The following is a 12,776-nucleotide window of genomic DNA, read 5'->3' as shown; positions in this document are numbered from 1 at the left end:
TGATCGAAGGAGCCTGATATGTCACGAGTCGTCCGTTTCAACCGCACCGGCGGCCCCGAAGTCCTGCAAGTCGAAGAGATCGATGTGGCCGCGCCCAAGGCCGGCGAAGTGCAGATCCGCATCAAGGCGATTGGCCTGAATCGCGCCGAGGTGATGTACCGCAGCGGCCAATACACCCACGCGCCGCGCTTCCCCGCGCAGCTCGGCTATGAAGGCTCGGGCGTGATCGAAGCGGTGGGCAGCGGCGTGCAGGACTTCGCGGTCGGCGACGCGGTGAGCGTGGTGCCCGCGTTTTCGTTTCTCGATTACGGCATGTACGGCGAGCTCGTCAACGCGCCGGTGCATGCGGTCGTGAAGAATCCGGCTGGTCTGTCATTCGAGGAGGCCGCCGCCACGTGGATGATGTACACCACGGCCTGGGGCGCCCTGATCGAACTCGGCGGACTCAAGCAAGGCGAAGCGGTGCTGGTGGGCGCGGCATCGAGCAGCGTCGGCCTCGCTGCGATCCAGATCGCCAATAGCGTGGGCGCGACGCCCATCGCGCTCACGCGCAGCGACAAGAAACGGGATGCGTTGCTGAAGGCAGGGGCCAAACACGTGATCGCGGGCGGCGGCGCGGCGCTCACGCAACAGGTGCTCGATTGCACGGACGGGCGCGGCGCGCAGATCGCGTTCGACCCGGTCGGCGGCCCCGAAGCCGCGCATCAATTGCGCGCGCTCGCGCGTGACGGCAAGTTCTTCCAGTACGGCGCGCTCGACACGCGCGATCTGAGCGTGCCGGTGATGGAACTGCTCGGCCGTCACCTGAACGTGCGCGGCTACGAGCTATTCGAGATCACCACCGATGCCGCCCGGCTCGAACGCGCCAAACGCTTCATCACCGAAGGCCTCGCCTCGGGCGCGCTCAAGCCCGCGATCGACCGCACCTTCGCATTCGAGCAGATCGCCGACGCGCATCGCTACATGGAAGCAGGCGAGCAGGTCGGCAAGATCGTGGTGACGGTTTAAGCGCCCGGCTGCGCCGCGCGTGCTTTCGCCAGAACGTCGAGATTGCCTTCGCCGAAACCCTGGTGTCCGCTGCGCTGCACCACCTCGAAGAAAATCTCGCCCGCGCGGCGCTTCACAAAGGTCTGGAAAAACAGGCGCGGCACGCCGTCTTCGCCAATCTCGCCGTCGATCAGGATATGGCGCTTGCGCAGCGCCTCCAGATCGACGCCATGACCGGGCAGACGCGCATCGACCGAATCGTAATAGGCGGCGGGCGGCTCGACGAACTCGACGCCGTTGGCCATCAGCGCGTCGATGCAAGGCACGATGTCGTCGGTCGCAAGCGCAATATGCTGCACGCCCTCGCCCGGATGATCGGGCAGATATTCGTGCATGAGTTCGGTGCGGCGCGTGCCTTCTTCATAGACCGGAATGCGGATATCGCCATCCGGCGACACCATCACGCGCGACTCCTGCGCAACGTGCCAGTTCGCGTTGATCTCGTGGATCTCGCGGAAATGCAGCAGATCGCGATAAAAATCGAGCCATTCGCCAATGCGCCCCGCCCCCACCGTCTGCGTGAGGTGATCGACGCGTTGCAGGCCCGTGCCGCTGTGCTCCAGATCGGCCTGCGCGGTGGCCACATCGATGGGACGAAAGTCGATGTCGAAGATCGAGATATCGCCCACGCCGCCGCGCTGACCACCCCGGCCGCGCCAGCGGTCGACGAAATAAATATGCGAGTCGCCGATACCCTGAATGGCCGGGATGCGCAACTCGCCCGCGCCGATGCGCTCGCCTTCATAAGCCCAGGCGCCCAGACGCAGCGCGTGCTCGAAGGCGCGCCGCGCGCTCTCCACACGCACGCCGATGGCGCACACGCCCATGCCGTATTCCTCGGCATAGCGGGCGGCGAACGAATCGGGCTCGGCGTTGACGAGGAAATTCATCTGGCCCTGACGCCACAGGGTGACGTCCTTGCTGATATGACGCGCGATGGCCTTGAACCCCAGCTGCGCGAGCTGCGCCGCCAGCGCGGCGGGCTCGGGCGCCGCGAATTCGACGAACTCGAGCCCGGCCATGCCGAGCGGATTGGCCTGCTCCGCCGCAGCGGAAATAGGGGTGGACGACATGCGGGAAGCTCCTGATACCAGACGATGAAGCGTCTAAAGAAAACGTTGAAGCGAAAACGATCAAGCAGGCAATGAAACCAGGCGGCCAGCACAGCTAGAGAGTGCGTGCAGAACGCGCGTGGCGCAAGCCCCGGCGACGGGTCATGAAACGCTTGACGACCTGAGCAACGCCACCCGGCCGCCGCGCGGCAATTTTAACCAATTCGTACACCGCGCCAAAGACAGCCCGCTCGTACGGCACGCGCCATCCTCCGTGCTAACCCTCAAAGCGTTCGATAATCGCACACTTATGGGCGATAATCGCGCATTTCGCGCGCTGTGTGCATTGATCCGGGGCGCGCGCCGCCCTATGCTCCGTTTCACCGCTGGCGACCACACGCACGCCGGCGCAGAACGACGCAAGCAACATCGCAAGCATCACGCTAGAAGCACCGCAAGCAACAACGCAGGCAGACCAAAGCGCTGCCGGGACTGGAGACACTCTCATGACCCCCACCCTCGAATCCACGGGCGCGGCCGAACCGTCCAACGCCGGCCAGGCACGCAGCCAGGCGAAGAAAGCGGCGCTCGGCAGTTTCGTTGGCGCCGTCGTCGACTGGTACGACTTCCTGCTCTACGGCATCGTTGCCGCGCTGGTGTTCAACGCCGAATTTTTCCCCGCCATCGGCAAAAACATGGGCACGCTCGCGGCCTTCGCCACCTTCGGCGTGGGCTTCCTGTTCCGCCCGCTCGGCGGCGTGGTGTTCGGCCACTATGGCGACCGCCTCGGGCGCAAGCGCATGCTCGTGCTCACCGTGATGCTGATGGGTCTGTCCACGGTCGCGATCGGCCTGTTGCCGACCTTCGCATCGATCGGCTGGTGGGCGCCCGTGCTGCTCGTGCTGATGCGCGCAATCCAGGGCTTCGCGGTGGGCGGCGAATGGGGCGGCGCGGCGCTGATGGCGGTGGAAAGCGCGCCCAAGGGCAAGAAAGCGTTCTATAGCAGCGGCGTGCAGGTGGGCTACGGCGTGGGTCTCGTGCTGGCGACCGGCATCGTCGCGTTGCTGAGCCATCTGCTTGGCGATACGGCATTCCGTGCATGGGGCTGGCGTCTGCCCTTCCTGTTCAGCGTCGTGCTGGTGCTGATCGGCCTGTGGGTACGGTCGAGCATGGATGAATCGAAGGAATTCGTCGAGAAAGTCGAACACGGCCATCGCAAGCTCAAGATGCCGGTGCTCGAAGCGCTCACGCGCCATCCGAAGGCCTTCCTCTACATCATCGCGCTGCGTCTGGCCGAACTCTTCACGATGTACATCGTGACCGCCTTCGCGCTGAGCTATTCGACCGCGAATCTGGGGCTGTCGCGCGACCTGTTCCTCGGCATCGGGCTGTTTGTCGGCGCACTCTCGTGCGTGACGATTCCCTGCTTCGCCTGGCTCGCCGACCGCCTGGGCATGCGCCGCATCTATCTGATTGGTGCGGTAATCGGTCTTGCCAGCGCGGTGCCGTTCTTCCTCGCGCTCGAAGCCCGCTCGACGCTGTGGATCGTGATCTTCTCGGTGGCGCTCGCGAACCTCGCACACGACATGGTGGTGAGCGTGCAGCAGCCGCTCTTCACCGAACTGTTCGGCGCCGAATACCGCTACAGCGGCGCAGGCGTGGGCTATCAGTTCGCCAGCGTGGTGGGTGGCGGCTTCACGCCCTTCATCGCCGTGGCGCTGGTGGGCGTGGGCGGCGGCACGTGGCATCTGGTGGCCGCATACCTGGCGGTGGGCTGCCTGATCTCGCTGATCGTCGCGGCGCGCATGAAGCCCGCGAAGGCCTGATACGCAACGGACTTAACCGACGAAGAGAGGCCGGGCGCATGCCCGGCCTTTTGCGCTGATCGGCCTTCATAGAGCGATGAAAACCTCAACCCTCGACAAACGCGACTGGATTGCGGGCCTGGAAAAAGGCCTCGCGATTCTCGAAGCGTTCGACAGCGAGCACGCGCGCATGACCGCGACGCAAGCCGCCGAACGCACGGGCCTGTCTCGCACGGCCGCGCGGCGCTATCTGCTCACGCTCGAATCGCTGGGCTACGTCTATACCGATGGACGCCTGTTCGGCCTCACGCCGCGCGTACTGCGCGTGGGCTGGTCGTATTTCGATTCGGCGCGCCTGCCGCGCACGGTGCAGCCCTATCTTCAGCAGCTCAGCGCGACGCTCAACGAATCGGCCTATGTGAGCGTGCTGGATGGCTGGGATCTGGTCGTGATTGCGCGCAACGGCGTGTCGCGCGTGATGACGACGGGCTTCGTGCTGGGCGCACGCGTGCCCGCGCCGCTGATCTCGCCGGGCGTGGTGCTGCTCGCCTACAAGGAAGACCAGCAGGCGGTTTCCGCGTGGCTGGACGGCGTGGAACTCGCGCCCTTCACGCCGCACACGCTCACGAGCGCCACGCGCCTGCGCGAAAAAATCGTCCGCGCGCGCGCCGACGGCTATGCGCTCATCGAACAGCAGTTGCAGGTAGGCGTGCGCGGCGTGGCTGTGCCCTTGCGCAACCGCGCGGGCGATGTGATCGCCGCCTTGAGCACGAATATGTCGATCGGCAGCGAAAGCCCGGAAGCCGCCGTGCAGCGCGTGCTGCCGCATCTGCAGGAAACCGCGCTGGCGATGCTGAATGTGCTCTAACCGCGCGCTCTTTCAGGCCGCCGCTTCGGCGACGATCCACGTCTCGAACAGCCGCATCGCCGGCGTCATCGCCCGCGATGCCAGGCTCGTGAGCCAGTAACTGCCCGTCGGCACCTCGATATCGAAGGGCCGCGCCAACATCCCAGCCTGCAATTCGCGCGTGAACATGCGCGCGGGCGCGAGCGCCACGCCCGCGCCCTGCATCGCGGCCTCGGCCATCAGCCGCGACGAATCGAAGATCGGCCCGCTCACCGTCCACGAATCGATTCCCGCCGCCTCGAACCAGCGCAGCCATTCGTCGGTGCGATAGGAGCGCAGCAGCGTCTCGCGCGCGAGATCTTCGGGGCGACGCAAACGCTGCGCAACCTCGGGCGCGCACAGCACCGCCAGCGGCGCGTCGAGCAGCCGCGCGTTCTGCGTGGCAGGCCATTTACCGTCGCCAAAGCGGATCGCAAAATCCAGCCCCTCGCCCGCCAGATCGACCAGATTGTTGTTGGTCAGCAGTCGCAATTCGACGAACGGATGCGCCTCGCGAAACGACTTGAGGCGCGGCATCAGCCAGCCAATCGCGAAAGTCCCCACCACGCCCACCGTCAGCACTTCATGCAGACGGCCGCCCTCGAACTGCTTGAGCACGCCCTCGATGCGACCGAACGCGTCGCTCAGCACCGGCAGGAGCGCGCGCGCCTCGTCGGTCATGCCAAGGCCGCGCGGCAAACGCCGGAACAGCGGCACGCCGAGCCAGTCTTCAAGCATGCGCACCTGCTGGCTGACGGCGGCCTGCGTGACCTTCAGTTCGAGCCCCGCACGCGTGAAGCTCAGATGACGCGCCGACGCTTCGAAGGCGCGCAGCGCATGCAGGGGCACATTGGGACGCATGGACGATCCATAAGTTTTGCTTTTGGGTAAGGCAAATTATCGTCGCTTGTCGGCGGCGCGGCAACGCCAGAGAATGCACGTCGCGCAATGCATTCGACGCTTTCCTCAACCGATCATGACCAACGCGATGAATATCAAGACAAAAGTGGCACTGATGGCTCTGACCTGCGCGGCTGCGAGCGCGCACGCTGCGCAATCGGGCGTGAAATCAACCGTCGATGCCGCTATTGCGCCGTTGCAGGCGCAGTACGGCATCCCTGGCGTGGCCGTGGGCATCAGCGTGGACGGCAAGCACGCGTTCTACAACTACGGCGTGGCGTCGAAGGCCACGCAGGCGCGCGTGGATAACGAGACGCTGTTCGAAGTCGGCTCGGTGACCAAGACGGTGACGGCCACGCTCGCCTGCTATGCGCACACGCAAGGCAAGCTCTCGTTTTCCGCGCCCGTTACCGATTATGTGAGCGCGCTGCGCGGCAGTGTGTTCGATCGCGTCAGCGTGCTCAACGTCGGCACGCATACTTCGGGGCTGCCGCTATTCGTGCCCGATGCCGTGACCAACGACGCGCAAATGAACGCGTGGCTGCGCGCCTGGCAACCCGCCAGTGCGCCGGGCACGCAGCGCGTCTACTCGAATATGGGCATCGGTTTGCTGGGCCGCGCAGCGGCGCAGAGCCTGGGCGTGCCCGAGCGGCAAGCCGTCGAGCAGCAATTGCTGCCCGCCCTCGGCATGACGCATACGTGGCTGCGCGTGCCAACCGCGAGCGAGCCGCACTATGCGCAAGGCTACGACAAGACGGACACGCCCAAACGCATGAACCCCGGTGTCTTCGACGACGAGGCCTATGGCGTGCGGACTACCGCGCCCGATCTCGTGCGCTACATCGACGCCAACATGGGTATCGCGCCGCTCGACGCGGCCTGGCAACGCGCGATCGACTGCGCGCATACGGGCTACTACACAGCGGGACCGTTCACGCAGGACCTGGTGTGGGAGCAGTATCCGTGGCCGGTTTCGCTCGACACACTCGAACGCGGCAACGGCCCCGACGCCATCCTCAAGCCGACGCCCGCCCACGCACTCACGCCGCCGCTCGCGCCGCAGGCCGACGCGCTCATCAACAAGACTGGCTCGACCAACGGCTTCTCGGCCTACATCGCCTATGTGCCGGCGCGACGCATTGGCGTGGTGATACTCGCGAACAAGGCGTATCCGAACGAGGCGCGCGTACGCGCGGCCTATGCGATCCTGGAGGCGCTGGACAAGGCGAAACCGCAGCCATGATCGCCCGCGGTGGTTGGGGAAGATAGGACGCATCACCACGAGCTATCATATTTCCCTCAACAACCCATCAAGCCGGGGACATGCCGTGGCTCATCGCTTCTTGCTCAAGGAGATCGCCCTGCAGGCCGGCGTGGGCATTGCCACTGTCGATCGCGTGATCAACGAGCGCGGCAACGTGCGCGTGCAGACTCGCATGCGCGTCGCGCAAGCCATCAAGGAGCTTGAAGAGCAGGAACGCTTTTCCGGCGCCAAAGGACGCAAGCTGATCGTGGATGTGATCGTGGAAGCGCCCCGCCGTTTCGCCGATGAAATCCGCGACGCGCTCGAAGCCGAATTGCCCACGCTGCAACCCGCCGTGTTCCGCCCGCGCCTGCTGCTGCAGGAAACCATGAGCACACAGGATGTGGTTGCGGCGCTGCGAGCGGTTGCACAGCGCGGCAGCCACGGCGTCCTGCTGAAGGCGCGCGATGTGCCCGAAGTTGCCGACGCCATCGGCGAACTCAAACGCAGCGGCATCCCGGTAGTAACGATTTTTACCGACCTGCCTCATTCGGGACGAATCGCCTACGCGGGGCTCGACAATCGCGTCGCGGGCGCCACTGCGGCGTGGCTGCTAGGGCGCTGGCTGGGCGACAAGCGCGGCAAGGTCCTGATCACCCTCAGCGACGAGCGTTTCCGCGGCGAGGAAGAGCGCGAGATCAGCTTTCGCCGGGCCTTGCGCAGCCGCTCCCCGCAGCTTGCCTTGATCGACGCGAACGGCGGTCACGGGCTCGATGCGCCCACGGAAAAGCTGGTCGGCAAGGCGCTCGGCGCTCACGCGGACATCCTCGCGGTCTATTCGATGGGCGGCGGCAATCGCGCCATCCTGCGTGCGCTCGAAGCGCAGGGAAAAGCGCCGAAGTGCTTCATCGGGCACGATCTGGACCGCGACAATGTCGAGTTGCTTCGCACAGGCAAGATCGACGCGATCCTCTATCACGACTTGCGGCAGGACATGCGCGCGGCGTGCCAGCACGTCATGCGGTTTCACAAGCTGTTGCCCGAGGCGGCGGTCACGCCATCGTCTTCGGTCGTCGTGGTGACGCCGGAGAATATCCCGGAGCATGTGGCGGCCCGCTTCCGGCGATAGCCGCACGTTTGCGCGCACTGCCCGCACACAGCCCGTGCACTTTCCGCACGCTATACTGGGCACTTTTGCGCACGAAATGTCCTCTACTTCCTCCACGCAGCCGATCCAGCCGGGCAACGTCTTCAAGGACAACCTCGCACAATTGCCCGCCATCGACGGCATCGAGCGCATCGATCTGGTCGACGGCCAGGGCGCAGTGATCTCGACGATCGAAAACAAGCCGGGCAAGCAAGGCTCGCTGGCTGTTTATCACTACCTGAAGCTGGCATTCGGCACGCTCGACGCGAAAGCGGCCGAGCACGGTCTGGCCGTGTTCGCCGAACACACCGCCGACGCACGCAACCGTCCCGGCGCGCATCCGAACGTCGATCGCCTGCTGGAAGTGGCGGCAGGCGGCGAGGCGCTGCGCATCGACGTGATCGCGGCAGCCTGACGTTGATCGCGCAAAAGCGGTGGCCGCAAGCCACTGCGCCACTGCTTTTGCCGCCCCAGCAGACTTCACATGCTGAAGACGACGGAGTTCTACCGTAACGGCGCACTGGAAATCGCGCGCATTCGGGCCACGGGCACGGCGGAGTTTGCGCGCCACACGCATGCCGAATATGTGATCAGCGCGACGCTTTGCGGTAGTGAAGACGTCTGGCTCGACGGCAGGACCTTCAGTTCGCCCGCTGGCACGGCAACCGTCTACAACCCGTACGCGATTCAGGCTTCGGCCTTCCACCCCTCGGCAGGCGACACCGAATTTATTTCGTTGTACCTGGAACCACAATTGCTCGCCGATATTGCCAGCGCGAATGGCTGGACGTCGCGGGCGGGCGCGCAGGAAGTCAGTCAGGGCGTCTTCGCGGATGCGTCGCTGCATCGGCGCATTGTCGATGTGTATCTCGCGGCGCGCACACCAGGCGCAGATCGACAAGGGCTTGCCGACACGCTCGAATACGATACGGCGCTGACCGAACTGGCCGCCGCACTACTCGCGAACGGTCACGCCCACGGGCCTCATGCCCGCATCGAACGCCTCAACGCCCATCGTCTGGACGGCGTGCGGACGTATATGCGCGAACAACTGGACACGCCGGTCAAACTCGATGATCTTGCAACCATCGCCGCCATTAGCAAGTTTCATCTGATCCGCGCGTTCAAGGACGCATATGGGATGTCGCCGGGCAAGTACCACATGCAATTGCGCCTGATTGAGGCGCGCCGTCTGCTGCGCGCTGGCGCGACCATTGCCGATGTCGCGTTCACGCTGGGCTTTTACGATCAGAGCCACTTCATCAACGCGTTTCGCAAGGCGCTAGGCGTGAGTCCGCTGCGTTTTGCTACGCCGCGCCGCCCAGAATGAGTGTGCGGTAACCCGACGTCACCACCTGAAACGCGAAGAACGCGAACAGCGCCGCAGAGGCGAAATAGCAGAACGACAAACCACGCGCGCCGAAACGCTTGCCGCCCTGCCGAGCCACGAAGCACACCGCCACGGTCCACACCACGCCCGCCGCGAAGAATCCACCGAGAAAACTACCCGTGGCCTGCCAGCCACTTACGCCCGATTGCGCGATGAGCGAACCGCCCACCGCCGCGAACCACACGATAGCCGAAGGCGACGACAGCGCGAGCAACGCACCCTTGGCGACTTGCTGCAACGGCGAACCTTGATCCACACGCGATTCATCGACCGAACCCGCACGTGCCGAAGCAAAAGCCGATTTGATCATTTTCACGGCCAGCACCGCCAGCACGACGGAACCGCCCAGCCACATGCACCAGCGCACGGCGGAAAACTGCAGTAATGCCGTCATGCCCGCGAGCGCGAGCACGGCGTAGATCAGATCGCCGACGCACGATCCCAGGCCCAGCCAGAAGCCGTTCCAGTACCCGCGCTGCATGGCGAGATTCATCATGGCGATATTGGCGATGCCGATATCGAGGCAAAGCGAAAGAGACAGCAAAAAACCATTGGTGGCGGGATTCATGGCGTGGCGCAAAGCGTGAGCAAAGCCGCGATCGTGCGACACGCCAGGCGCGAAGTCTTGGAAGAAATTGCTGCGCCGTCCGTAATCGCCGACGCGAATCTCCGGCTGGCGACCGCTGGAGGATAGACCTGGCAGGAGCGTGGTCGCCTTACAACATGGCTTGAAAGAGTTATGCTGATTAGTGATAATGCGAACCATTCTCAGAACGAGTGCCGACCGTATTCAATCGCTGCGGAGGTCGCGCACCCGCTACCTCATACACCGAATGCACAAAAATACGGCTTTGCCCTCCGGGGTCGCATCGCGCTCGTCGTCAGCACTCAAGCGCTCCTTGCATCGCTCCCCTATTTCTCTTGCAGCCCTCAGTCTGGTGAGCGCCGCCTTCGCGGTTCTGCCTCAGGTCAGTGCGGCACAGGCGGCACAGGCGGCTCCGGCCGCTGCCGCATCCGCATCCGCATCCGCATCCGCATCCGCATCCGCATCCGCATCCGCCGCGACCGACAAGGCTTCGTCTGCGGGCAAGAGCGAGCAAACGGCTCAGACGCTCCCGACGGTCAAGGTCACGGCATCGACCGACGGCGATCCGTTGAGCACGGACCATGTCAGCGCAGGCGCGCTCGGCTCGCGCAAGCAGGTGGATACGCCGTTCTCGACCGACGTGAAATCGAGTGAAGACATCAAGGATCTGCGCGCGACCAGCGTGAACGACGTCTTCAAGTACGACCCGGCGGTGTCCATCGTCGGCAACGGCCGCACCGGGGAAAACTCGACGTTCAGCATTCGCGGCATCCAGCTCGACCAGCTCAACGGCAACAAGATCGACGGCCAGAGCTTCACGGGCTGGGACATGAACCTGCCGCTCGAAGCGTTCGAGCAGGTCCAGTTGCTCAAGGGTTTGAGCGGCTTCATGTACGGCTTCAGCGCGCCGGGCGGCATCGTCAATTACGTGCTCAAGCGCCCGACCGATGATCCGTATCACGCGTTCACGTTCGGCTACGAGTCGGCGGGCGTATTCACGGAGAGCGCCGATCTGGGTGGCCGCTTCGGCAACGACAAGCGCTTTGGCTACCGCCTGAACGCCGTCAACGAAGACGGCAATACCGCCGAAGCGAACGGCCATATCCGTCGCCAGGCGGCTTCGCTCGCACTGGATTTCCGCATCACGCCCGATCTGACGCTGACGGCCGACGCGCTCTACCAGAAATCCAAACAGACCGGCACGCTGTTCGACATCATGATTTTCGGTGCGAACTCGGCCGTTCCGGATGCGAGCCGCGTGACGCGCAGCCTCACGCAGCCGCAAAACTGGTACGAGACGGAAACGACCTCGGTAGGCACCGGTCTGCAATACCGTATTTCGGATGACTGGAAAGCGAGCGCCAATTACCGCTTCTCCAAGCTCAACCGCTACAACAACGACAGTCTGCTGTGGGTCAACAACGCCCAGGGCGACTATTCGAACACGCTTTACACTGCCCTCACGCGCTATTTCTACTCGGACGCGACGGCGATGGTGCAAGGCAAGTTCTCGACCGGCTTCATCAAGCATGACGTCGCGCTGGGCGCGGAGTACTCGCAGCAGACCGCCGAGTACGACAACCAGCCTGGCGGTCTGTCGGGCGGTTATTCGCTCGGCAGCGGCAACATCTATACGCCGATCACGCTGTATAACCCGGCCGTCTCGTTCAACTCGCAGCTGTATCGCCACGACACGACGACGCAGACCGCGCTGTTCGCGAGCGACACGATGCAGTTCACCGATCGTTTGTCGGCGCTCGTGGGCCTGCGTTACACGCACTATCGTCAGGACACCTATAACGTCGACCAGACCTACGCGTCGCAATACAGCAAGAGCCCAGTCACGCCCACCGGCGCGATCATGTTCAAGACCGATGCGTATTCGACGGCTTATGTGAGCTATGTCGAATCGCTCGAACAAGGCGGCGCGGCCTCGCAGTTCAACGCGAACTACCCGACGGTCTACGGCCCGCTGCGCAGCAAGCAGTACGAAGTGGGCTTCAAGACCGATCACGAGCGCTGGGGCGGCAATGTCGCGCTGTTCCGCATCGATCGCGGCTACGACTACACCAACACCGCGAACATGTTCGTGCAGGACGGCACCGAGCGCTACATGGGCGTCGATGCAAGCGCCTGGTTCTCGCCGGTGCGCGATGTGCGCGTGATGGCGGGCGTGCTGGCGCTCAACGCCAAGGGCGTGGGTATCGACGATGCGAGCATCAACGGCAAGCGCATCTTCGGCACGCCGCGCTTCCAGGCGACGGCGCGCGTCGAATATTCGCCGCCGGTCGTGCACGGCCTGACGCTCGATGCGGGCGTCAAGTACACGGGGAATATGGCGCTGGACGCGGCGAACCAGTTCATCGTGCCGTCCTATACGACGGTCGATATCGGCGCGAAGTACGAAACGGCAATCGCGGGCAAGGACGTGACGTTCCGCGCAGGCGTCAACAATCTGTTCGACAAGCGCTACTGGACCACCGGATACGGTTACTACGTGCTGCCGGGCGCAGTGCGTACGTTCATCGCCAACGCGACTGTCGAGTTCTGATCGCGCTGAGTTGATGCACTCGTTGTACACGTAGGCCTCCACTACGGTGAGCAGATTTTTCGCAAATCTGTGAACCGGGTGGAGGTCTTTTTGTTACGTCGACTTTTTTGTCGGCATTGACAATCGAAAATCGCGCATCTAGTTTACTGGACAATACCATCCACTAAAC

At 64.0% G+C, this 12,776-nt stretch carries 11 protein-coding genes; 8 read left to right on the top strand and 3 right to left on the bottom strand.

Annotated elements, in window-relative coordinates; all coding sequences use genetic code 11:
• The first annotated feature begins 18 nt into the window (after positions 1-18).
• On the top strand, positions 19-1,008 hold the full coding sequence (locus tag F3J17_RS12295; protein WP_167058212.1) for a zinc-dependent alcohol dehydrogenase family protein: 990 nt from the start codon (positions 19-21) through the stop codon (positions 1,006-1,008).
• Here the strand turns inward: F3J17_RS12295 and F3J17_RS12290 are convergent.
• On the bottom strand, positions 1,005-2,120 hold the full coding sequence (locus tag F3J17_RS12290) for a VOC family protein (RefSeq protein WP_167058209.1): 1,116 nt from the start codon (positions 2,118-2,120) through the stop codon (positions 1,005-1,007). The two genes, F3J17_RS12295 and F3J17_RS12290, sit on opposite strands and share 4 nt — an antisense overlap.
• A gap of 485 nt (positions 2,121-2,605) precedes the next feature.
• Here F3J17_RS12290 and shiA point away from each other — a divergent pair, with 485 nt between their 5' ends.
• Positions 2,606-3,925, top strand: coding sequence for a shikimate transporter (shiA, locus tag F3J17_RS12285; RefSeq protein ID WP_167058206.1), 1,320 nt, complete (start codon positions 2,606-2,608; stop codon positions 3,923-3,925).
• A gap of 76 nt (positions 3,926-4,001) precedes the next feature.
• Positions 4,002-4,772 carry an IclR family transcriptional regulator C-terminal domain-containing protein gene (locus F3J17_RS12280; protein ID WP_167058203.1) on the top strand — a complete coding sequence of 257 codons (771 nt, stop codon included), beginning with the start codon at positions 4,002-4,004 and terminating at the stop codon, positions 4,770-4,772.
• A gap of 12 nt (positions 4,773-4,784) precedes the next feature.
• Here F3J17_RS12280 and F3J17_RS12275 read toward each other — a convergent pair whose 3' ends face one another.
• A complete protein-coding gene (locus F3J17_RS12275; protein WP_167058200.1) occupies positions 4,785-5,651 on the bottom strand; it encodes a LysR family transcriptional regulator in 867 nt (288 codons plus the stop codon).
• A gap of 127 nt (positions 5,652-5,778) precedes the next feature.
• Between F3J17_RS12275 and ampC the strand changes: the two genes are divergently transcribed.
• The 4 genes from ampC (at position 5,779) to F3J17_RS12255 (ending at position 9,410) form a co-directional block, all read left to right on the top strand.
• Positions 5,779-6,933 (top strand): class C beta-lactamase, encoded by a 1,155-nt coding sequence (ampC, locus tag F3J17_RS12270; protein ID WP_240160938.1) that lies wholly within the window; start codon positions 5,779-5,781, stop codon positions 6,931-6,933.
• An 85-nt stretch (positions 6,934-7,018) separates the two neighbouring features.
• Positions 7,019-8,062: a LacI family DNA-binding transcriptional regulator gene (locus F3J17_RS12265; protein ID WP_167058800.1), complete on the top strand. Its 1,044-nt coding sequence runs from the start codon at positions 7,019-7,021 to the stop codon at positions 8,060-8,062.
• A gap of 76 nt (positions 8,063-8,138) precedes the next feature.
• Complete coding sequence (locus tag F3J17_RS12260; RefSeq protein WP_167058197.1) at positions 8,139-8,495, top strand: DUF2322 family protein; 357 nt, start codon at positions 8,139-8,141, stop codon at positions 8,493-8,495.
• 69 nt (positions 8,496-8,564) lie between these two features.
• Positions 8,565-9,410: an AraC family transcriptional regulator gene (locus F3J17_RS12255; protein ID WP_167058195.1), complete on the top strand. Its 846-nt coding sequence runs from the start codon at positions 8,565-8,567 to the stop codon at positions 9,408-9,410.
• Here the strand turns inward: F3J17_RS12255 and F3J17_RS12250 are convergent.
• A complete protein-coding gene (locus tag F3J17_RS12250; RefSeq protein WP_167058192.1) occupies positions 9,388-10,038 on the bottom strand; it encodes a LysE family transporter in 651 nt (216 codons plus the stop codon). The two genes, F3J17_RS12255 and F3J17_RS12250, sit on opposite strands and share 23 nt — an antisense overlap.
• A gap of 370 nt (positions 10,039-10,408) precedes the next feature.
• Here F3J17_RS12250 and F3J17_RS12245 point away from each other — a divergent pair, with 370 nt between their 5' ends.
• Positions 10,409-12,607, top strand: coding sequence for a TonB-dependent siderophore receptor (locus tag F3J17_RS12245; RefSeq protein ID WP_345891185.1), 2,199 nt, complete (start codon positions 10,409-10,411; stop codon positions 12,605-12,607).
• Positions 12,608-12,776 lie beyond the last annotated feature (169 nt).

The sequence above is a fragment of the Burkholderia sp. Ax-1719 genome (assembly GCF_011753055.1).
Taxonomy (GTDB): Bacteria; Pseudomonadota; Gammaproteobacteria; order Burkholderiales; family Burkholderiaceae; genus Paraburkholderia.
This window is presented reverse-complemented; position numbering and strand designations above follow the sequence as displayed.